General features: G+C 70.6%; 20 protein-coding genes and 1 pseudogene. 12 read left to right on the forward strand and 9 right to left on the reverse strand.

The genetic code is table 11. The features are described from left to right. Positions 1-134 precede the first annotated feature (134 nt). Positions 135-812 (reverse strand): potassium channel family protein, encoded by a 678-nt coding sequence (locus ACWDEW_RS43940; protein ID WP_019061074.1) that lies wholly within the window; start codon positions 810-812, stop codon positions 135-137. Further along, entirely contained in the window at positions 812-1,483 is a 672-nt protein-coding gene (locus tag ACWDEW_RS43945) for a potassium channel family protein (RefSeq protein WP_329259214.1), read from the reverse strand. Before ACWDEW_RS43945 ends, ACWDEW_RS43940 begins: the two co-directional genes overlap by 1 nt. Before the next feature lie 381 nt (positions 1,484-1,864). Here ACWDEW_RS43945 and ACWDEW_RS43950 point away from each other — a divergent pair, with 381 nt between their 5' ends. From ACWDEW_RS43950 to ACWDEW_RS43960, 3 genes are all read left to right on the forward strand, one after another. Beyond that, entirely contained in the window at positions 1,865-3,916 is a 2,052-nt protein-coding gene (locus ACWDEW_RS43950) for an APC family permease (protein WP_450521220.1), read from the forward strand. Between the two features lie 102 nt (positions 3,917-4,018). Beyond that, positions 4,019-5,347, forward strand: coding sequence for a class I SAM-dependent RNA methyltransferase (locus tag ACWDEW_RS43955; protein WP_450521222.1), 1,329 nt, complete (start codon positions 4,019-4,021; stop codon positions 5,345-5,347). 112 nt (positions 5,348-5,459) lie between these two features. Then, positions 5,460-5,861, forward strand: coding sequence for a hypothetical protein (locus ACWDEW_RS43960; protein WP_450521224.1), 402 nt, complete (start codon positions 5,460-5,462; stop codon positions 5,859-5,861). On the opposite strand, the gene ACWDEW_RS43965 is transcribed toward ACWDEW_RS43960, so the two are convergent. The 4 genes from ACWDEW_RS43965 to ACWDEW_RS43980 form a co-directional block, all read right to left on the reverse strand. Beyond that, positions 5,835-6,431, reverse strand: a complete 597-nt coding sequence (locus ACWDEW_RS43965) for a cysteine hydrolase (protein ID WP_450521226.1) — start codon at positions 6,429-6,431, stop codon at positions 5,835-5,837. The genes ACWDEW_RS43960 and ACWDEW_RS43965 overlap by 27 nt on opposite strands. Then, entirely contained in the window at positions 6,428-7,888 is a 1,461-nt protein-coding gene (locus ACWDEW_RS43970; RefSeq protein ID WP_450521227.1) for an MFS transporter, read from the reverse strand. Before ACWDEW_RS43970 ends, ACWDEW_RS43965 begins: the two co-directional genes overlap by 4 nt. Then, positions 7,885-8,355 (reverse strand): MarR family winged helix-turn-helix transcriptional regulator, encoded by a 471-nt coding sequence (locus ACWDEW_RS43975; RefSeq protein WP_450521229.1) that lies wholly within the window; start codon positions 8,353-8,355, stop codon positions 7,885-7,887. Before ACWDEW_RS43975 ends, ACWDEW_RS43970 begins: the two co-directional genes overlap by 4 nt. Before the next feature lie 66 nt (positions 8,356-8,421). Then, on the reverse strand, positions 8,422-9,339 hold the full coding sequence (locus ACWDEW_RS43980) for an alpha/beta hydrolase (RefSeq protein WP_450521231.1): 918 nt from the start codon (positions 9,337-9,339) through the stop codon (positions 8,422-8,424). Positions 9,340-9,484: 145 nt separating this feature from the next. On the opposite strand from ACWDEW_RS43980, the gene ACWDEW_RS43985 reads away from it, so the two are divergent. Continuing rightward, positions 9,485-10,360, forward strand: coding sequence for a helix-turn-helix transcriptional regulator (locus ACWDEW_RS43985; RefSeq protein ID WP_450521233.1), 876 nt, complete (start codon positions 9,485-9,487; stop codon positions 10,358-10,360). A 10-nt stretch (positions 10,361-10,370) separates the two neighbouring features. On the opposite strand, the gene ACWDEW_RS43990 is transcribed toward ACWDEW_RS43985, so the two are convergent. Both ACWDEW_RS43990 and nac read right to left on the reverse strand, forming a co-directional pair. Further along, entirely contained in the window at positions 10,371-11,363 is a 993-nt protein-coding gene (locus ACWDEW_RS43990) for a 2-hydroxyacid dehydrogenase (protein ID WP_450521235.1), read from the reverse strand. Positions 11,364-11,487: 124 nt separating this feature from the next. Beyond that, positions 11,488-12,402 carry a nitrogen assimilation transcriptional regulator NAC gene (gene nac / locus ACWDEW_RS43995; protein WP_450521237.1) on the reverse strand — a complete coding sequence of 305 codons (915 nt, stop codon included), beginning with the start codon at positions 12,400-12,402 and terminating at the stop codon, positions 11,488-11,490. Positions 12,403-12,742: 340 nt separating this feature from the next. On the opposite strand from nac, the gene ACWDEW_RS44000 reads away from it, so the two are divergent. The 8 genes and pseudogenes from ACWDEW_RS44000 to ACWDEW_RS44035 form a co-directional block, all read left to right on the forward strand. Beyond that, entirely contained in the window at positions 12,743-13,525 is a 783-nt protein-coding gene (locus ACWDEW_RS44000) for a LamB/YcsF family protein (RefSeq protein ID WP_450521239.1), read from the forward strand. A gap of 1 nt (position 13,526) precedes the next feature. Then, on the forward strand, positions 13,527-14,240 hold the full coding sequence (locus ACWDEW_RS44005) for a 5-oxoprolinase subunit B family protein (protein WP_450521241.1): 714 nt from the start codon (positions 13,527-13,529) through the stop codon (positions 14,238-14,240). Beyond that, a complete protein-coding gene (locus ACWDEW_RS44010) occupies positions 14,233-15,219 on the forward strand; it encodes a 5-oxoprolinase subunit C family protein (RefSeq protein WP_450521243.1) in 987 nt (328 codons plus the stop codon). The genes ACWDEW_RS44005 and ACWDEW_RS44010 overlap by 8 nt, the downstream gene beginning before the upstream one ends. A 254-nt stretch (positions 15,220-15,473) precedes the next feature. Next, positions 15,474-16,790, forward strand: a complete 1,317-nt coding sequence (locus ACWDEW_RS44015; protein ID WP_450521245.1) for an MFS transporter — start codon at positions 15,474-15,476, stop codon at positions 16,788-16,790. Between the two features lie 69 nt (positions 16,791-16,859). Continuing rightward, positions 16,860-17,603 carry an SDR family oxidoreductase gene (locus ACWDEW_RS44020; protein WP_450521247.1) on the forward strand — a complete coding sequence of 248 codons (744 nt, stop codon included), beginning with the start codon at positions 16,860-16,862 and terminating at the stop codon, positions 17,601-17,603. Between the two features lie 4 nt (positions 17,604-17,607). Next, positions 17,608-18,822 (forward strand): aspartate transaminase, encoded by a 1,215-nt coding sequence (locus ACWDEW_RS44025; RefSeq protein WP_450521249.1) that lies wholly within the window; start codon positions 17,608-17,610, stop codon positions 18,820-18,822. Between the two features lie 9 nt (positions 18,823-18,831). Beyond that, positions 18,832-19,506, forward strand: coding sequence for a 4-carboxy-4-hydroxy-2-oxoadipate aldolase/oxaloacetate decarboxylase (locus tag ACWDEW_RS44030; RefSeq protein WP_450521251.1), 675 nt, complete (start codon positions 18,832-18,834; stop codon positions 19,504-19,506). A 158-nt stretch (positions 19,507-19,664) separates the two neighbouring features. Further along, positions 19,665-19,769: pseudogene (locus ACWDEW_RS44035) on the forward strand (sigma factor-like helix-turn-helix DNA-binding protein); the annotation flags it as partial. 34 nt (positions 19,770-19,803) lie between these two features. Here the strand turns inward: ACWDEW_RS44035 and ACWDEW_RS44040 are convergent. Then, positions 19,804-21,540, reverse strand: a complete 1,737-nt coding sequence (locus tag ACWDEW_RS44040; protein ID WP_450521253.1) for an RICIN domain-containing protein — start codon at positions 21,538-21,540, stop codon at positions 19,804-19,806. Positions 21,541-21,557: the final 17 nt, after the last annotated feature.

Here is a 21,557-nt window from a genome sequence, read left to right on the forward strand (position 1 = left end):
TGAGCGTCCCTGGGGCTCTGCCCCCAGACCCCGGGGACCTTTGCCCGCCCACCAGCCGTTTACCGCCTGTCGAGAAGTGAACGTGGAAGGGCGCCCTGTTTTCCAGGGCGCCCTTCTCGTCGTATCGCCGCCGATCAGCTCGCCGCGTCCTCCCGGCGCACCGACAGCAGGTCCTCCAGCTGCTCCTCGCGAGCCTGGGCCGCGACGAACAGCAGCTCGTCGCCCGCCTCCAGGGAGTCCTCGCGGGACGGGGTCAGGACGCGGGTGCCGCGGATGATCGTGACCAGGGAGGTGTCCTCGGGCCACTCCACGTCGCCGACCTGGGTGCCGGCCAGGGCAGACTCCTCCGGAAGGGTCAGTTCCACCAGGTTCGCGTCGCCGTGGCTGAAGCGGAGGAGGCGGACCAGGTCGCCGACCGAGACCGCTTCCTCGACCAGGGCCGACATCAGGCGCGGGGTGGAGACGGCCACGTCGACGCCCCAGGACTCGTTGAAGAGCCACTCGTTCTTCGGGTTGTTGACGCGGGCGACGACGCGCGGAACGCCGTACTCCGTCTTCGCCAGGAGGGAGACGACCAAGTTCACCTTGTCGTCGCCCGTCGCGGCGATCACCACGTTGCAGCGCTGGAGCGCCGCCTCGTCCAGGGACGTGATCTCGCAGGCGTCGGCCAGCAGCCACTCCGCCTGGGGGACCCGCTCGACCGAGATCGCGGTCGGGGCCTTGTCGATGAGAAGGATCTCGTGACCGTTCTCCAGCAGCTCTCCGGCGATCGAACGTCCGACCGCGCCGGCTCCGGCAATGGCGACCCTCATCAGTGACCGCCCTCCTCTTCGGGACCCTTGGCGAACGCCGCCTCGACCTTGTCGACCTCGTCCGTACGCATCATCACGTGCACGAGGTCGCCCTCCTGCAACACGGTCTGCGAAGAGGGCAGCATCGCCTCGCCGAGACGGGTGAGGAACGCCACGCGGACGCCCGTCTCCTCCTGCAGTTTGCTGATCCGCTGGCCGACCCAGGCGGCCGAGGCGTGCACCTCGGCGAGCTGGACACCGCCGGTGGGGTCCCGCCACAGCGGCTCCGCGCCCGAGGGCAGCAGCCGGCGCAGCATCTGGTCGGCGGTCCAGCGGACCGTGGCGACGGTGGGGATGCCCAGGCGCTGGTAGACCTCGGCGCGGCGGGGGTCGTAGATACGGGCCGCCACGTTCTCGACGCCGAACATCTCGCGGGCCACCCGCGCGGAGATGATGTTCGAGTTGTCACCGCTGGAGACGGCCGCGAACGCGCCCGCCTCCTCGATGCCCGCTTCGCGCAGCGTGTCCTGGTCGAAGCCGACCCCGGTGACCCGGCGACCGCCGAATCCCGGGCCCAGCCGACGGAAGGCGGTGGGGTCCCGGTCGATCACGGCGACCGTGTGCCCCTGTTGCTCCAGGGTCTGGGCGAGAGCGGAACCCACTCTGCCGCAGCCCATGATGACGATGTGCACGACCGTCCTTCCGGTGTCCTGAAATCAATGCTCAGCCCCATCAGGGTCTCAGACCGAGGCCAAAGTACACACGTCCGGCCCTTCCGGGGCACCCCTGTGCGTCAGCGGCGCCCGATGCTGCGCACACTGGCCAGGGTGAGGATTCCGAGGCCGGCCAGGGCGGCGAGGGCGCCGATCAGCTCTGCGGTCGAGGGCATGGAACCTCCAGGGGGCGGGCGGGAGCGGGGTTTTGTCATATAGACACGGAGTCGCCACTCCCGACGGAATCCGCAACTCCACTCGTCACCGATTTCACCCGTGAGGCAGATGAGAGGCAGATGACATGGCTCAGGCAGGTGGCGAGTAGAGGATCGCCTGTTCGAAGGCCTACGATCCTCTGTTGTGTCCAAACTGACCGACGTGCCCAAGCGCATCCTCATCGGGCGCGCACTGCGCAGCGACCGGTTGGGCGAAACGCTCCTGCCGAAGCGCATCGCACTCCCCGTCTTCGCTTCCGACCCGCTGTCCTCCGTGGCCTACGCGCCCGGCGAGGTGCTGCTGGTCCTCTCCATCGCGGGCGTGTCGGCCTACCACTTCAGCCCCTGGATCGCGCTCGCGGTCGTGGTGCTGATGTTCACGGTGGTCGCCTCCTACCGGCAGAACGTCCACGCCTACCCCAGCGGTGGCGGCGACTACGAGGTGGCCACCACCAATCTCGGCCCCAAGGCCGGCCTCACCGTCGCCAGCGCCCTGCTCGTCGACTACGTCCTCACCGTCGCCGTCTCGATCGCCTCCGGCATCGAGAACCTCGGCTCCGCGGTCCCGTTCGTGGTCCAGCACAAGGTGATCTGCGCCATCGCCGTCGTGGTCCTCCTCACGCTGATGAACCTGCGCGGGGTGAAGGAGTCCGGCTCGCTCTTCGCGATCCCGACCTACGTCTTCGTCGCGGGCGTCTTCATCATGATCGCGTGGGGCGCCTTCCGCGGACTCGTCCTCGGCGACACCATGCGCGCGCCGACCGCCGACTACCACATCAAGGCCGAACACCAGGGCCTCGCGGGCTTCGCGCTGGTCTTCCTGCTCCTGCGCGCCTTCTCCTCCGGCTGCGCCGCCCTCACCGGCGTCGAGGCGATCTCCAACGGCGTCCCGGCCTTCCGCAAGCCCAAGTCCAAGAACGCGGCGACCACCCTCGCGGCGATGGGCCTGCTGGCCGTCACCATGTTCTGCGGGATCATCGCCCTCGCCATGACGACCAAGGTCCGTATGGCCGAGAACCCGGCCACCGACCTGATCCACAACGGCGTCGCCATCGGCTCCGGCTATGTCCAGAACCCGGTGATCTCCCAGGTCGCCGAGGCCGTCTTCGGCAAGGGCAGCTTCCTGTTCGTCGTGCTGGCCGCCGCCACCGCGCTGGTCCTCTTCCTGGCCGCCAACACGGCGTACAACGGCTTCCCGCTCCTCGGCTCGATCCTCGCCCAGGACCGCTACCTCCCGCGCCAGCTGCACACCCGCGGCGACCGCCTGGCCTTCTCCAACGGCATCGTGCTGCTCGCCGGCACCGCCACCCTGCTGATCGCGATCTACGGCGCCGACTCGACCCGTCTGATCCAGCTCTACATCGTGGGCGTGTTCGTCTCGTTCACCCTCAGCCAGACCGGCATGGTCCGGCACTGGAACCGCCACCTCGCCATCGAGAAGGACCAGGCCAAGCGCCGCCACATGGTCCGCTCGCGCGCGATCAACGCGTTCGGCGCGTTCTTCACGGGTCTCGTCCTGGTCGTCGTCCTGGTCACGAAGTTCACGCACGGCGCCTGGGTGGCGCTGCTCGGCATGTGCATCTTCTACGCCACGATGACCGCGATCCGTAAGCACTACGACCGGGTCGCCGAGGAGATCGCGGCCCCCGAGGGCCCCAGCGACGACAGCCTCCGCCCGTCCCGCGTGCACTCGGTCGTCCTGATCTCCAAGATCCACCGCCCGGCGCTGCGGGCCCTGGCCTACGCCAAGCTGATGCGCTCGGACACCCTGGAGGCGCTCAGCGTCAACGTGGACCCGGCCGAGACCAAGGCGCTGCGCGAGGAGTGGGAGCGGCGCGGGATCGACGTACCGCTCAAGGTCCTCGACTCGCCGTACCGCGAGATCACCCGGCCGATCATCGAGTACGTGAAGGGGCTGCGGAAGGAGTCGCCGCGCGACGCGGTCTCCGTGATCATCCCCGAGTACGTCGTCGGCCACTGGTACGAGCATCTCCTCCACAACCAGAGCGCGCTCCGGCTCAAGGGCCGGCTGCTGTTCACGCCGGGCGTGATGGTGACGTCGGTGCCGTACCAGCTGGAGTCCTCCGAGGCGGCGAAGATCCGGGCGCGGAAGCGGCAGGAGTGGAGCGCTCCGGGTGCGGTGCGGCGGGGGCCGGCGGAGGAGCGGCACAAGGAGCCCTCGGACACCAAGGGCTGAGCCTCGCGGCGGACTTTGTGGTGAGCGGCCGGGCAGGGCCCACGTAGACTGGTGGGCTGTTGTCCGGCCGTTCCCCCTTTGACGTTGTGGAGTCACCCCGCCATGCAGGCAGAACCGAAGAAATCGCTGGTGGGGGAGGAGTACGAGGTCGAGGTCGGCCCCGTCGCCCATGGCGGGCACTGCATCGCCCGTACGGCCGAGGGCCAGGTCCTGTTCGTCCGGCACACGCTGCCCGGTGAGCGTGTGATCGCGCGGGTCACCGACGGCGAGGAGGGCGCGCGGTTCCTGCGGGCCGACGCCGTGACGATCCTGGAGGAGTCCAAGGACCGCGTCGAGGCGCCCTGTCCCTACGCCGGCCCCGGCCGCTGCGGCGGCTGCGACTGGCAGCACGCCAAGCCGGGCGCCCAGCGCCGCCTCAAGGGCGAGGTCATCGCCGAGCAGCTGCAGCGGCTCGCGGGCCTCACGCCCGAGGAGGCCGGCTGGGACGGCACGGTGATGCCGGCCGAGGGTGACAAGCTGCCCGCGGGCCAGGTCCCGCAGTGGCGAACCCGCGTCCAGTACGCGGTGGACGTCGACGGCAACGCCGGTCTGCGCAAGCACCGTTCGCACGAGGTCGAGCCCATCGAGCACTGCATGATCGCGGCGCCGGGCGTCAGCGAGCTGGGCATCGAGGAGCGCGACTGGTCCGGCATGGCCTCGGTCGACGCGATCGCGGCGACGGGTTCCCAGGACCGCATGGTCATTCTGGAGCCGAGGCCGGGAGCCCGCCTTCCGCTGGTCGAACTCGACCGCCCTGTCTCCGTCATGCGCGTCGAGGAGCACGACGGCGGCATCCACCGCGTCCACGGCCGCGCGTTCGTCCGCGAGCGGGCCGACGGCCGTACGTACCGCGTCGGCAGCGGCGGTTTCTGGCAGGTCCACCCGATGGCCGCGGACACCCTGGTCAAGGCGGTCATGCAGGGCCTGCTCCCGCGCAAGGGCGACATGGCGTTGGACCTGTACTGCGGCGTCGGCCTCTTCGCGGGCGCCCTCGCCGACCGCCTCGGCGACAAGGGCGCGGTCCTCGGCATCGAGTCCGGCAAGCGCGCCGTCGAGGACGCGCGGCACAATCTCGCCGGGTTCGAACGGGTGCGGATCGAACAGGGCAAGGTCGAGAGTGTGCTTCCGCGCACCGGGATCACTGAGGTCGACCTGATCGTCCTCGACCCGCCCCGCTCGGGGGCCGGGAAGAAGACCGTGGAGCACCTGGCGTCACTGGGGGCGCGGAAGATCGCGTATGTGGCGTGCGATCCGGCGGCGCTGGCACGGGACCTGGGGTATTTCCGGGACGGTGGGTATCGGGTGCGGACGTTGCGGGCGTTCGACCTGTTTCCGATGACCCACCATGTGGAGTGCGTGGCGATTCTGGAGCCGGTGGCGAAGGGCGTCTGACCTGCGGTTTTGTGCGTGCAGGTTATGTGCGGTGTGGGCGTTGCGGGCGATGTCCTGACGCTGAATTGCTGGTCGGCGGTCGGTGTCGTGCACGAGAACGCCGGGCAGCGCGATGCAGTCAGCCGCGCAATCGCACGCGACAAGCCCGGCGACGTCGACGGTCATCGGGATATTGGTCGCCAGCGTGGTGCGCGGTCAACTGCCCGGCGAGATCCTGGAGTTGTGGCCGGCGGAGACCGAACTGGTCGGCGTCCTCAACAAGGAGGGCGGCCGCGTCCATCCCTTCCCGGCCATGCAGGAGACCAGGACCAAGGGCGTGACCCGGCATCTGCGCCATGTCGTGGCCAGCCGCGACATCGCCATCTGGGAGATGGAGCCCGTCAACCCCGCCGTCGTCCCCAACCCCTGCCCGCCCAGCCTCGCCTGGCTGATGTCCCGGCAGGACGGGCGGGTGCGGAAGCTCCGGGTGGTCTTGCCGGGGACCCCGTCAGGCGGAGCGCAGCAGCTCTCGTAGCGCCGCCGTGTCGATGACCTGGGACCGGGACGGGAACACCTTCTCGACCAGCACCCGGTGGGTCTCGGCGTCGGGGTCGGCGACGCCGTCGGACAGGACCAGGACGCGGTAGTCGCGGTCGGCGGCGTCCATGACGGTGGACAGGACGACACCGCTGGTGCTGATCCCGGCGAGCACCAGGGTGTCGATGCCCCGCTCGTCCAGCTGCTGGTGGAGATCGGTGGTGGAGCCGGAGCCGTAGCGGATCTTGCGGACGACCAGGTCGCCGTCCTCGGGGGTGAGCCGCTCGTCGATCTGGGTCGAGGCGTCCTCGTGGTGCAGCATCTCCGCCCCGGCGACCCCGCTGAAGGTCGGGTTGTGCTCGGGGACGGCCGCCCAGTCGTCCTCGGTGAAGGCGACGCGGACGTAGCCGATGGTGCCGCCGGCGGAGCGGACGTGGGCGACGGAGTCCTTGACCCGCTCGACGAGGGCGTCGGAGTCGGGTACGGCGGGGACGATCCCGTTCTGGAAGTCCATGACCAGCAGGGCGGTGCGCGTGGGGTCGATCGTGGGGAGGGGGGTGGTGCTCACGTGAGGTTCTCCTTGGTGGGGTTTTCCGTACGTGCGGGGGAAGTGGTCGTGCCGCGGCCCATCAGACGGCGGTCCAGGACGGTCAGCAGGAGGACCACGACGCCCGCCCCGACCAGGACTAGGCCGAGGATGTGCAGGCCGTGGTCGCTCGCGCCGGCGCGGAAGACGATCCCGCCGATCACGGCGGACGTGATGGTGCCGAGGTAGCCGAAGGTGCGGAACAGTCCGGAGGCGGTGCCGATCTGGTCGGGCGGCGCGGCGAGGTAGAGGGCCGTCTGGTTGCCGACGGTGGTGGCGGCCGAGGTGACGCCGAAGACCAGCGAGACCAGTACGAGGGCGATCGCCGGGCTGTCCGAGGTGAGCAGCATGATCCCGGCCGAGCCGATCAGCATGGTCAGCGCCGAGACGATCAGCGGGCCGCGCACCAGGTTGCGGCTGGCCAGCGGGCGGGAGAGCAGTGCGGAGACGGCGCCCATCGGCAGCAGGAGAAGTCCCGCCGTCACGGTGGAGTACCCGTGCGCGGCCTCCATCCACTGCGTCATGCCGTACATCACCGAGTAGGTGCCGAGCAGGGTGAGCCCCTGGCGGAGATAGGTGCGGGTGAGGGCGCCGTTCGCGGCGAAGGCGCGGAAGTCGAAGAACGGCGCCGTCCTGCGCAGTTCCCAACTGACGGTGGGTACGGCGGCCAGCGCGAAGACGGCGAGGGCGATCCAGTCGGGCCGGGGGAGGTCCATGAGGAAGATGACCAGCGCGCTCATCGTCACGGCGAAGCCGAGGATGCCGGGCAGGTCGATCCGGTCGGCGACCCTGCGAAACCGCCGGTCCGCGCGGTCGAGCGCCGGGTCCTTGGGAAGCCAGCGCACCGCCATCACCATGGCGATCGCGGTGACCGGGATGTTGATCAGGAACGCCCAGCGCCAGCCGCCCGCGCCGACGAGCAGCCCGCCGATCGGTGGCCCGACGGCGGCGGTGGCCATGCCCGCGATCGCGATCCCGCCGAGCACTCCGCCCGGCGGCCCGTCGAGACCGGCGTCCTGGGCGCGGCGCCGGATCAGCACCATCGCGCAGGGGAACGCGGCCGAGGTGCCGATACCGACCAGGACACGGGCGACGGTCAGCATCGCCAGGTTCTGGCCGAGCCCCCCGACGACACCGCCGAGCAGCACCAGGACGATCCCGGCCAGGAAGATCCGGCGTGCCCCTAGCGCCTCCGCCAGCTTGCCGGCGGTGGGCTGCGCTATGGCGCTGGCCAGGTACAGCGAGGAGACCAGCACGGCGGTGCTGCCGACCGAGACGTGCAGCTCGGTGGCGATCGGCACCAGGGCGGTCGCGATGATGGAGCTGTTGACCGGGTTGAGGCTCGCGCCCACGTAGAGCGGGGTCGTGAAGGTCCAGGAGAACGGCTTGCGCGCGAGGTCGCGTGCCGCGGCGACGGCTTTGGCGGCGTCGGCCCTCATGTCCGGTCGTCGTCCAGCTCGGCCCCGGCGAGGCGCTCCAGCAGCTCGATGGCCTTGTCGACGTCCTTCCGCTCCTCCGGGGCGACCAGCTGGTCGATGGCCCGGGCCAGGAAGGTGGCGCGGCCCCTCAGCAGCTTGTCGATCAGCTCGGCCGCGGAGGGATCGGCGCTCATCAGCTTCTTGCGGCCGTCCCGCGCGTCGGGCTCGCTGTGCACCAGCCCTGCGGCCTTCAGTACGGCCAGGCTCTGCGCGATGGACTGCGCGCTGACCCGCTCCAGCGCGGCCAGCCGCGCCGCGGTGACCGGCCCCTCCCGTACGACGCTCCCCAGTACGGCGAGCTGCGTGGGCGTGAGACCGGTCGCGTGCTGCCCCGACTCGGTGCGCAGTCGTGCGCGCACCCGGATGATCGCGTCGCTGAGCCGCTGCGCGGTGGCGACGGTCGGCGGCTGCTCGGGGTTCGTGTTCATGACCCCACCGTAAAACTCCACAAGTAACTTTGCCAAGTTACTTGTGGAGTTTCGTCTGTCTACGGATCACACCCCCAACCCCGCGGCGAAGAAACCGCTCAGCTTCTCGACGGCGGGCGTGACGTACTCGTCCCGGTCGTAGAGATCGACGTGCGAGGCGCCCTCGATCCACGCCAACTCCTTTGCTCCGGAGGCCTTTTGGAACGCCTCCACGCTCATCCAGGACGTCACGGCCGCACGCCCGGCGATCAGCAGCACGGGACGCGGAGCGATCAGGGCGACGGACGCGAACGTGTCGAAGGCGACGACGCGATCCACGCTGGTCCAGGTCAGGGCCTTCGCCGAGCGGGGGTGGCGGGCACGCGGAGTGCAGTAGTACTCCCAGCCCTCGTAGACGTGCGGGCCGCCCGCGCGCGCCTCCTCCTCGGTGCTGGGGAAGACCGGGAATCGCTGGACGTCCGCACCGCGGGCCTCCGCGGTGCGGGCCGCGGAGGCGGCGGCCAGCATGCCTTCCACGACGGCCGGGTCCTGCGCGCCGTCCGCGCCGAGCCGGAACTGCCGTGACATGTCTGCGGCGCTGACCGTGCCCACGGCCCGGATGCGCGGGTCGGTCGCGGTCGCGGCCAGGGCGTACCCGCCGGAGGCGCAGATGCCCAGCGCCCCGATGCGGCCGGGGTCCACCTCGTCGAGGGTGCCGAGGAAGGAGACAGCGGCCTTGAGGTCCTCGACCCGCTGCCCCGGATCCTCCAGACCGCGCGGCTCGCCCTCGCTCTCGCCCTGGTGGGCGGCGTCGAAGGCGAGCGTGACGAACCCGCGCTCGGCGAGCAGGCGGGCATACAGACCGGAGGCCTGTTCCTTCACCCCGGTGCCGGGATGCCCGACCACGATCGCGGGACGCGGCACCCCCGGCGTCTCCTCGTCCGGGGTGTAGAGGTGACCGGCGAGCTTCAGGCCCGCGCTGAGGAAGGTGACGTCGCTACGCATGGGATGCACTCCAGTCGGAGGTGGGGGAGCCGGTGTACGGCCGTGCCCCCACCGTCACTCCACCCCACCGCGCGCCGCCAGGGACGGCTCTGCCTATGCGGTTCTGTACCAGGCACGCCCCCGTCGGCCCGAGGACACTGGGGTCATGGCAGATCGCGACGCGTCCTCCCCCTCCGGCAACGAACTGGGCGACTTCCTGCGCGCCCGCCGCGCGGAACGCGACCCGCACGAGGCGGGCTTCCCCGACGACGGCAGGCTGCGCCGCGTGCCCGGGCTGCGCCGGGAGGAGCTGGCCTTCCTCGCGCATGTGAGCGTCGACTACGTGGTCCGGCTGGAACAGGGCCGCACACGCCGGGGTTCCCGCGCCGTCCTGGACGCACTGGCCGACGCGCTCCAGCTCGCCCCGGACGAGCGCACCTACCTCTTCACGCTGGCCGAGGTCGCGCCGGGAGCCTCCCCCCGTCCATCCGGGCGCCCCGAAGTCGCCCCGCGGCTACGGCAGTTGCTGGACACGATGCACGACGTCCCGGCGATGGTGCTGCACCGTCGCATGGACGTACTCGCCTGGAACCGCGCGGCCTCCGCGCTCCTGACCGACTTCGGCGCACTGCCCCCGGCCGAGCGCAACCTGATCCGGCTCACCTTCCTCGACGCCGACTTCCGGGCCCTGTACGCCGACTGGCCCCGGGCGGCCCGCGAGTGCGTGGCCGTCCTGCGCATGGAGGCGGGCCGTACCCCGCACGACCCCGCGCTGGACGCCCTGATCGGTGAACTCGGGGCCCGCGACGCGGACTTCCGCACCTGGTGGGCCGAGCATCAGGTACGGGGGCCGCGGCAGCTCACCAAGACGTACGTCCATCCGGTCGCGGGAGAACTCACCCTCGACGTCCAGCAGTTCACCGTGGACACCCACCCCGAGCAGCTGCTCGTCGCCTACACCGCGCCGCCGGACTCGCCCTCGCAGGAGGCGCTGCGGTTCCTGTTGCAGTGGGCCGGTCTCACCAGCACGCAGGCGGGGTGAGCGGCGGGGTTCAGCCGCCGACCGGTGCGCCCGCCACCGCCGTGCTGCCCGGAAGGGGCGTACGGGCGGCCCGTTCGGCCAGGACGTCGAGGATGTTGTCGACCGCCAGGTCGACCATCGCGGCCCGGGTCGCCTCGGTGGCCGATCCGATGTGGGGGAGGGCGATCACGTTCGGCTCGGCGACCAGCGGGGACAACTCCCGTCCCATCGGCTCGCGTTCGAAGACGTCGAGCCCGGCGGAGTGCAGCCGTCCCGCACGAACGGCATCGAGCAGGGCCGCTTCATCCACCACTCCGCCGCGCGAGGTGCTGACCAGCGTGGCCGTGGGCTTCATCGCGGCCAGTTCGCGGGCCGAGATCAGATGGCGGGTCTCCTCGGTGAGCGGCACGTGCAGCGACACGACGTCGGCGTCGGCCAGCAGTGCGGCCAGGCCGACCGAGGTCGAGAGGTCGTCGTCGGGGGCGTAGGGGTCGTGGTGGATCACCCGCATGCCGAAACCGTGTGCCCGGCGGGCCACGGCGCGGCCGATCTGGCCGTAGCCGATCAGGCCGAGGGTGGCGCCGTGGACGTCGAGGCCCAGGTGGTCGTGCATCCGGAACAGTCCCCAGGAGCCCTCCGCGAGGCTCGCCCCGGCCGCGCCGAGCCTGCGGCGGGCGGCGAGGATCAGCGCGAAGGTGAGGTCGGCTGTGGTCTCCGCGAGCACGCGGGGCGTGTGCGTGACGACGATGCCGCGTTCTGCGGCGGCTGCCCGGTCGACGTTGTCGAAGCCCATGCTGGCGAGGGCGATCACGCGCAGCGAGGGGCCCGCCGCGTCCATCAGGGCGGCGTCCACCGGGTCGTTGCCGAGGGCCAGTACGCCGCTCACCCCGGGGGCGAGTGCGGCGAGGTCGGCGGGTCCGGGCTTGCCGGCACCGGGCCAGGCCACCAGTTCCGCGCTCTCGGAGAGCCGGTCCAGACCCTGGCCGGGCAGGTTTTCACGGGTGGCGAGGACACGCTTCTTCATGTGGTTCTCCAGTGACGAGCCGCGTATTGCCGACCGGGCGAACAATTTCGAAGTGGTTGCGAAGTGGTTGCGAAGAAAGCTAGCCGCGGCGGCCACCGGAAACAAATAGCGGATTCGTGTGACGCTATTCGGCGTCCTTATTCTTGTCGCCGGCGATCAGTTCCAGGAAGAGATCGTGCACCGCCAGGGCCGGCTCCGAGAGCGGCTGATTGTCCGACGTGACCACGGACAGTTTGACCTGGATGACCGGTTCCACGATCCGCCGTACGGACAGGGCGCGGACATCGAGAATGGCGCGCGCCGCCGACCACGGCAGGACCGTCGCCCCGAGGCCCGCGTCCACCGCGTTGACCAGGGTCAGCGCCGACTCCACCTCGCCCACCACGTTCAGCCGCAGCGACGCCTGCTGGAAGGCCGCGTCCACCACCTGCCGGATCGTGTGGATCCGGCTGGGCAGCAGCAGCGGCAGGCTCGCCAGCTCCTCCAGGCGCACTTCGCCCTTCCCCTGCGGGGCCGCGTCACCGGGCGCCTCGATCAGGAAGAGGTCCTCGGTGCGGACGGGCTCGAACTGCACACCCCGCAGCGGCCCGGCGCCGTAGATGAACGCCATGTCCATCCGGCCGGTCATGATCGCCTCGCTGATCACCCCGCCGAAGTTCTCGTTGATGTGCAGCAGGATGTCCGGGTAGCGCTCGCGCACGCTCTTGAGCAGCGGCAGCGCGAGGGCCGCGCCCAGGCTGTACGGCGCGAGGCCCACCGACACGCTGCCCGCGGGGGCCCGGCCGGAGACGTCGACGGCCGCCTGCGCGAGGTCCACCTGCCGCAGGATGAGCTGGGCGTGCCGGTACAGGGCACGGCCCGCCTCGGTCGGGGCGACCCCGCGCTTGCTGCGGATCAGCAGCTGCTGCCCGAACTGTGCCTCCAGGGCGGACAGTTGCTGGCTCAGCGCCGGCTGGGCGATGTGCAGGATGTCGGCCGCGCGCGTGATGCTCCCCGCGTCGATGATCTTGATGAACGAGTAGAGACGTCTGGTGTCCATGCGCGGGGCCTTCCGGGTGGAACGAAGCCTCATCGTAGGGAGGGATCACCCCGAAGCACAGCCCCGGCGGGTGGCGGGTGCGAGGGGAGTCATAGCGGTTCGCGATAACGCCAGACCGAACGGATATTGGCGATCACGCGACAGGCGGAATAAGTTGTGCGGAACAAGTCGAGCGGAGCATCCGCACCGGGCCATTCCCCGTCCACGGTTTCCGATCCACGGTTTCCCGCCCACGGTTCCCGTCTACGGTTTCCGGTCTCACGAAGACGTGACGGCATCCGCTTCCCCGAATTCCCTCTCTGGAATTCCCCTTCCCGGCATTCCCCCTCCGGAGGACGTCATGACCCCCATGGTTGATCTCGTCGCCGATCTCGGCGAGGGATTCGGCGCCTACACGATGGGCGACGACGCGGCCCTTCTGGAGTTGCTCACCTCCGCCAACGTGGCCTGCGGATTCCACGCCGGCGATCCCCGCATCATGGACGCGACCGTGCGGACCTGCGTGGAGAAGCAGGTCGCCGTGGGTGCCCACCCCAGCTTCCCCGACCTGGTCGGCTTCGGCCGCCGCGCGATGGACCTCACCCCGGACGAGGTCCGCACCGACGTGCTCTACCAGATCGGCGCCCTCCATGCCTTCGCCGTCGCCCACGGCACCCGGGTGCACCACGTCGCCCCGCACGGCCGCCTCGGCAACCTGGTCGCCGTACGCGCCGACTACGCCCGCGCCGTCGTGGACGCCGTGGCCGCCCTGGACGAGTCGCTGATCGTCCTCGCGCAGGACGGCGAGCTGGCCGACGCGGCCCGCGCCCGCGGCCTGCGGGTCGGCATCGTGGGCATCGCCGACCGCGCCTACCGCGCCGACGGCACCCTCGTGCCCCGCTCCGAGCCCGGCGCGGTGATCCACGACCCGGACGAGGTCGCCCGCCGCACCCTGCGCATGGTGACCGAAGGAGTCGTCCGCAGCGTCGACGGCACGGACGTCCAAGTCGCCTGCGACACCGTCCTGTTGCACGGCGACAGCCCCGGTGCCATCGCCCTGGCCGGCCGCATCCGCGAGCAACTCCTCACCGCGGGAGTCGAGATCACCTCGCTCGACAAAGTCCTGACCGGCAAGGACGGTTGAGATGACCGGCAACGTGACCATCGCAGACTGCGGCGACTCCGCCCTCGTCGCCAAGGCCGTGGGCCTGGACGCCGAACCCGCCTGGCGGCTCGTCCACGCCCTCGCCGACGCCCTGAACGCCGTACGGCTCACCGGTGTTCACGACGTGGTGCCGACCTACGACGCTCTGCTCGTCGAGTTCGACTGCGCCGCCACCGACCACGCCACCGTCCGCCGCGTCCTGGCCCACGAGGCGGCCCGCCTCGGCCCGCACCCCGCGCCCACCGCGCCTCCGCGCCGCTTCGTCGTGCCCGTCGTCTACGGCGGCGAGTACGGACCGGATTTGCCCCAGGTCGCCGCCCAACTCGGCCTGTCCGAGGGCGAGACCGTCGCCCTGCACTCCGGAACCGACCTCACCGTCCGCTGCCTCGGCGCACCCGCGGGCGCCCCGATGACGGACGGCCCGCCCTTCCCGAAGCCGGTGCCCCGCCTCTCCTCGCCCCGCACCCGTGTCGACGCCGGATCGGTCGCCGTTGCCGGACGGCAGGCGGTCATCTGCCCGATGCCCTCGCCCGGCGGCTGGCCGCTCCTGGGCCGCACCCCGGTGCGCGTCCTCGACCTCCACAGCGACCCGATCACCGCGTACCGGCCCGGCGACACGTTCCGGTTCGTGCCGATCGAGCCCCAACGGTGGGACGAATACGCCGAGTTGAGCCTGGCGGACTGCCATGGCTGACACCCTCACCGTCCGCACCGCCGGCATCGTCACCGTGCAGGACCTCGGCCGCGTCGGCCGCTCCCGCTACGGCCTGCCCACCAACGGAGCAGCCGACCAGCACTCGGCGCGCGTCGCCAACGTCCTGTGCGGCAACGACGACCGCGCCCCGCTGTTGGAGATCACCGCCCTCGACTTCGCCTGCGTCCCCTCCGGCGACATCCTCATCGCCGTGACGGGCGCCCCCGCCGAGGTGAGCGTCGCGGGAGTCGTACGCCCCCAGTGGGAACCGCTCCCGGTCCGGGCCGGCGAGACCGTCCGTGTCACCGGCATCAACCGCGGCCTCCGCGTCTACCTGGCCGTACTCGGCTCGTTCGAGGCCGACCACCTCCAGGGCAGTTGCGCCCCCGACACGATCCTGGGCTTCGGCCCGCCTCTCCACGCCGGCGACGAACTCGCCCTGCGCACGGCCTGCCCGCCCATCGACCACCCGTTCTCCCGCATCCCCCTGTTCCGCCTGAACGCACCCGTTCCCCCGTTCCCCGCCAGCTGGACCATCGACGTCACCGACGGCCCCGACCGGGCCGAGTTCGGCGACACGGGCCGGCGCCTGTTCGACGCCCCCTTCACGGTCACCCCGCGAAGCAACCACATCGGCCTGCGCCTCCAGGGCGAGGTGCCCCGCCGCGTCGCCCAGGGCGAGGTCCTCTCCCGGGGCGTCCCCATCGGCGCCGTCGAAGTACCCGCGGGAGACGAACTCCTCGTACTCCACCGCGGTCGTGGTGTCACGGCCGGCTACCCCGTCCTCGCCGTGGTCACCGCCACCGGCCTGTCCGCCCTCGGCCAGGTCCGCCCCGGCCAGACCATCCACTTCCGCCACCGCACCCTCGACCAGGCGGTCACCGCCCACCGAGCCCAACGCCAGGCGATAGACGCCCTGAGATCCAGGGTCCGAACGGCCTTCGAGGCCCTGCGTATTCGCTCACCTGCGGGGGCTTGACCGCCGGTACTTCTTCAACACCGGCCCGCTCCAAAGGGGCGCGGGGCCGTGACATATGCGGCTCCGCCGCGCGGGCGCGCCCAGCCCCCACCGACCCGCACGCCACACCAAACCGAAACCAACGCCCGCGGTCCCCACCCGCACATAGCTCACCCGCACACAAGACCCATCCGCTCCCCGCTCACCCGCTGGAAGCACCCGCACGGAGCCGCAACACCCCTCATCCCCCGCCTGCTGCCCAGACAGGAGACGCCATGAGTACCGTGGCCGCTCAGCCAGTCCCCAACACGGTCGATCCCAGAACCGCCCGCAAGGTCACCCTCGCGGGATGCGTCGGAATCTTCGCCGAGCTCTACGACAACGGCATCTTCGGCTTCATGGCCGGATCGCTCGCCGCCGTCTTCTTCCCGAACTCGGACAACGCGACCGCCGTCCAGTTCGTCTTCCTCGGCTACGCCGTCTCCTTCTTCTTCCGCCCCCTCGGCGCGGTCATCTGCGGTCACCTCGGCGACCGCATCGGACGCCAGCGCATGCTGGTCTTCGTCATCCTCCTCATCAGCGCCGCCACCGCGGCCATCGGCGTACTGCCCACCTATGCCAGCATCGGCGTCGCCGCACCCGCCCTGCTGATCCTGCTCCGCGTCGCCCAGGGCTTCTCCGTCGGCGGCGAGGCCTCCGGCGCCATGAGCTTCCTCGCCGAGCACGCCCCCGAGGGCAAGCGCGGCCTCTACACCAGCTACGCGCAGATCGCCTCGTTCCTCGCCCTGCTCACCGGCACGCTGATCGCCGCAGCCATGACCAGCGGACTCGGCTCCGCACGCATGGAGTCCTGGGGCTGGCGCATCCCGTTCCTGCTCGCCGTCCCGCTCGGCATCGCCGGTATCTACATCCGCAAGCGCATCAGCGACACGCCCAACTTCACGCGCCTGAAAGAAGAGGACGGCCTCTCCAGGAACCCGCTCAAGGAGGCCTTCGCCTCCGCCGAGCACCGCCGCGCGATGCTGCTGGCCCTGTTCATCCCCCTGATGAACGGCTCCGGCTACTACGTCCTGTTCAGCTACATGCCCACCTTCATGAGCACCGAGCTGCACTTCAGCAAGGTGCAGGGCCTCCTCGTCACCGCCTCCAGCCTGGTCGTGATCTGTTTCGCCATCCCCTACATGGGCCGCCTCTCCGACCGCGTAGGCCGCAAGAAGGTCCTCGTGGGAGCGGCCATCGCCATGGCGATTGTCGGCATCCCCTGCTACCTGCTGATCGGCACCGGCAACGTGGCCCTCGCCGTCCTCGGCGCCTGCATCATGGCGGTGGTGTTCGCCGGCCACACAGGTGTCATCCACATCCTGCTCGTCGAGCTCTTCCCGACCCGGGTGCGCTACTCCGCCTACGGCCTCGGCTACAACGTCTCCTCCGCCCTCTTCGGCGGTACGGCCCCCCTGCTGATGACCTACCTCATCGCGCAGACGGGCAACGTCAACATGCCGGCCTTCTACGCCGTGATCACGGCCCTGGGCACGCTCCTGGCCGTGTCCAAGGTGAAGGACCGCGCCCACCTGCCCCTGCGCGACGCCTGACCGTCCCGCGCAGCCAGGCACCCGCACGCCCGCGCACCCCCCACCCCGCACAACAAGGAGCACCTCAGCATGCCCATCTCCGACTACAGGACGGCCCTCGTCACCGGAGCGTCGACCGGCATCGGAGCCGTGGTCGTCGAACGGCTCGCCAAGCGCGGCCTGGAGGTCCACGCCGTGGCCCGCAACGCCGACCGGCTCAACACCCTTGCCGACGAGACCGGTTGCATCCCCCACGCCGTCGACATCATCGACACCGAGGCGCTCACCGCCGTGCTCGACGGCCTGGAGATCGACGTCCTCGTCAACAACGCGGGCGTCTCCCGCACCGGCAACATCCTCACCGCCGACGAGTTCGCCGTCGACGAGCAGATCGCCGTCAACATCCAGGCCGTCCTCCACCTGGTCCGCCTGCTGATGCCCGGCATGGTCGAGCGCGACCTCGGCCACATCGTCAACATCAGCTCCATCGCCGGTGTCTACAACTTCGGCGGCAACACGATCTACCACGCCACCAAGGCCGCCGTGCACACCCTCTCCCGCCAGCTCCGCGTCGACGGCTACGGCCGCCGGGTGCGCGTCAGCGAGATCTGCCCCGGCCGGGTGGAGACGGAGATCTTCGGCCGCCTGCTCGGCGACATGGAGGCCGCCCAGCGCGAGTACTACGACGGCTACGAGTCCCTCAAGCCCGAGGACATAGCCGACGCCATCGAGTTCGCCGTCGACTCGCCCCGGCACGTCAACATCGGCCACATCGAGATCCTGCCCACCTTCCAGGTGCCCGGCGGCCTCAACTTCGAGCGCAGGGAGGGCTGATCACATGAAGACGGCCGAGCGGCTCCGCCGTATCAAGCCCTCGCCCAGCACGGCGGCGGCCCAGCGCGTACGCGAGCTGAAGAGCCAGGGCCTCACCATCCTCGACCTCACCGTGGGCGAGCCCGACTTCGACACCCCCGACCACGTCAAGGCCGCCGCGATCCGGGCCATCGAGGCGGGCGAGACCAAGTACACGCCCGTGAACGGCACTTCGACCCTCCGGGCGGCCATCGCCGGCAAGCTTCGCGAGCGCCACGGCCTGGAGGTCACGGACGGTCGGATCACCGTCGGCGGGGGTGCCAAGCAGGTCATCTTCCTCGCCCTGATGGCCACGCTGGACGAGGGCGACGAGGTGATCGTCCCCGCGCCGTACTGGGTGTCGTACCCGGACATGGTCCGCGCCAACGACGGCACCCCGGTCATCGTCGACTGCCCGGAGTCGGACGGCTTCAGGCTCACGCCCGAACGGCTCGCGGCGGCGATCACCGAGCGCACCCGCTGGGTCGTCCTCAACACCCCGGGAAACCCCACCGGATCCGCCTACACCACCGGCGAACTCCGTGCCCTCGCCCAGGTGTTGCTGGCCCACCCGCAGGTCGGCGTCCTCACCGACGAGATCTACGACGAGATCTGGTACGGCGACCAGGAGGCCTCGTCCCTCGCGGCCGTCGAACCCCGTCTGGCCGACCGGGTGTTCCTCACCAACGGCGTCTCCAAGACGTACGCGATGACGGGCTGGCGCATCGGCTACGGCGTCGGTCCGGCGGACCTGGTCACCGCGATCAACACCCTCCAGTCGCAGACCTCTTCGTGCCCCTCCTCGGTGAGCCAGGCCGCCGCGGCCGCCGCGCTCACCGGACCGCAGGACTTCGTCCAGGACACCGTGCGGGTCTACCGCGCGCGCCGCGACGAGACCGTGAAGCTGGTCAACGACGTGCCTCGGCTCAGCTGCACGGTCCCGGACGGCGGCTTCTACCTCTTGGTCAACTGCCGGGCCGCGATAGGGCAGTTCACACCCGCCGGCACCCGGATCGAGAACGACGAGGACTTCGCCCTGTACCTCCTCGACAGCCGGCAGGTGGCGGTGATCCACGGAGCCGCGTACGGAGCGCCCGGCTACTTCCGCATCTCCTTCGCCACGTCGACGGACGTCCTCACCGAGGCCTGCGAACGCATCGCGGCGGCCTGCGCCGCACTGACCGACGCCCCCACTGTCTGAAAGGTCATCATGATCCGCGTCAGTACGAAGTTCGACCGGCCGGACGACGCCCTGGTCAAGCAGTTGAGCGCCTTCTCCTCTGCCACGATCCACGAGGCACAGGGCCGCCTCGGGGCACTGGACTCGGCCATCAAGCCGGTCGACCACACCATGTCCCTGTGCGGCCCCGCCTTCACCGTCCAGTGCGCCCCGCGCGACAACCTCATGCTCCAGACCGCCATCGCCTACGCCCGCCCGGGCGACGTCGTGGTCGTGTCCGCCGGCAACTACGAGGAGGCGGGCTCCTTCGGCGACGTCCTCGCCAACGCCTGCCAGTCCAAGGGCCTCGCCGGTCTGATCACCGACACCGGCGTCCGCGACACCGAGGACCTGCGCGCCCTGGGCTTCCCGGTCTTCTCCCGCAGCGTCTCCATCAAGGGCACGGTCAAGGAGACCGTCGGCCCCATGTGCGAGCCGGTCACCATCGGCGGCGTACTCGTCAGCCCCGGCGACATCATGCGCGCCGACGCCGACGGCGTGGTCGTCGTCCGCCGCGAGGACGCCGCCGAGGCGGCCGCCGCCTCACAGGAACGGGTCGACGCCGAGGCGGGTTTCATCGCCGCGTACCGCGCGGGCAAGACGGTGATCGAGATGTGCGGCCTCGCCCCGGTACTGGCGGCGAAGGGCCTGGTCATCGAGGAGTAGGACGGGTCAGCGGCGGCCACCATCGGCTCCGCCCGCGCCGCCCCCGTTCCGAGCGGGCGCCGCGGCTTCCCCTTCTCGTCCACGCGATCCCCTTTCACGGTGACCGAGAAGGACCTCAGGCGATCACTCCTGCCCTGCCCGCCGCGCGGTAATCGACACTCCTCGGCCTGCCCTACGCGGAGATGGCGGAGCTGAACAACTGCCCGGTGGTCACGGTCCGTTCGAGGGTGGCCCGGGCCACCCTCGTCGACCTGCTGGCCGACGAGGGTGGCCTGCCCGCTCTCCGGCCGGGATCCCCTAGCGGGCGGTCAGGCTCCACAGATGGTCGGCCGTTCCGTTGTCGTCCCACTGCAGGACCTGCGCACCGGAGGAGGTGCTCATGCTGGTCACGCCGAGCAGCAGACCGCTGTTGTAGTTGGCGATCTTGTACGTGCCGTCCCCGGCCGGGATCAGCTGCCAGAGGTGGTCGGCGGTGCCGTTGTCGCCCCAGATCAGGGCGGTGCCGCCGTCCGCCGTACTCGCGTTGGTGATGCCGAGCAGTAGTCCGCTCGCCTTGTTGCTGATCTTGTAGAGCCCGGACCCGGCGGCCGTCAGCGTCCAGGACTGACTGCTGCCGGTGCTCGACGTGGCCTGAACGACCGCAGTCCCCTGTGCGGTCGCCGCCCCCTGCGTGTCCAGCGCCAGTCCGCTGTTCTTGTTCTTGATCTGGTACGTCCCCGCCAGCGAGGTCGAGGTCCCGGTGGGCGTGACGACCAGGTGATAGCCGTCGGAGGCGTTCATCGCGACGGGCACGGTGATCGAGCCGTTCGACACGGTGTAGGTGGCGTCCGAGACGGTGATCGGCGCCGCCACGGCCGTGGTCCGCCCCTTCGACGGCGTGTACTCCAGCTTGACGTGCACGGTGCTGCCGAAGGCGGACAGTGACCCAAGTCCATTCACCTGTACGGCAGCCGAGCCGACCCCGCCCCCGAAGATCACGCTGATCTGCTTGCCGTCGCCGGTCAGCGCGGCGGCGCCGTCGATGCCCGTCTGGGCCGGGGGAGTGGTGGTGAGCATGGTCCCGGACATGTCGCCGTACCACTTGTAGAGCCAGTACGACCCGTTGGGCGAACCGCCCGTGTCGGTCAGGGTGTCGCCGAGGGTGCCGTAGTGGTTCCAGAAGGCGAGCTCGGCGTCATGGATGCCGGCCCGCTCGAACTTGGCGACATAGCCGACCAGTTGGCCGGGGACACCGACCTCGCTCGTCGTGCCGTACTCCTCGATCGAGATCGGGCGCGGGCTGATGCCCAGGCTCGATTCGAGGGAGCGGTACGCGGCGACGTGCGCGGCGATGTTCTGCGAACCCTGCAGCTCGTGCCAGCTGACGATGTCGGGGAGTGTGCCGCTGGCCTTGGCGTCGGTGAGGAACGTGCTCATCCAGCTCTGGTTCCACGCCGAGTAACTCGGCCCCTGGATCGGCGTGTTGGCATCCTTCCCGCGGACCTCCCGGTAGGTCGTGGCCCAGCCGGCGTCGAAGGCGCCGGCCGCCGAGGTGTCCCAGGTCCAGTCGGGCTCGTTCCACAGCTCGTACGCGCCGACATTGGTGGCGCCGGAGGACTTCACGGACGCGACCTGCTTGTCCACGGCGGACAGCCAGTCGCTCCAACTCACCCACTTGTACGGGAAGTTCGGATACCAGTCGGGCATCCGCACCACCACCTCGGCACCGGCCCGCGCCGCCTTGGACGCCACGACGAGCGCGTCACCGGCGGGCTTCGGCTCACCGTTGGGCAACTGGGCGCCGCCCGGGGCCATCTGGACGAAGGTGTTCGGCTTGAGCGGGGTGACCAGGCTGTCGGCGGGGGTGCTCGCGTCGGCCAGGCCGTAGAGGCTGCCGGTCGCCACATGGGTGACCGACCGCAGGGTGGAGGCCGCGTTGACGACCAGGGTGGTCGCGGCGGTGGGGGCGGCCTGCGCGGGGGCCGCGGTACCGAGGGCGGCGACGGCCGTGAGGGTCGCGGCTCCGAGGACGGCTCTGAGGGATGTGCGGCTCATGACATGGATCTCCTCAG

The sequence above is a fragment of the Streptomyces sp. NPDC001100 genome (assembly GCF_053598575.1).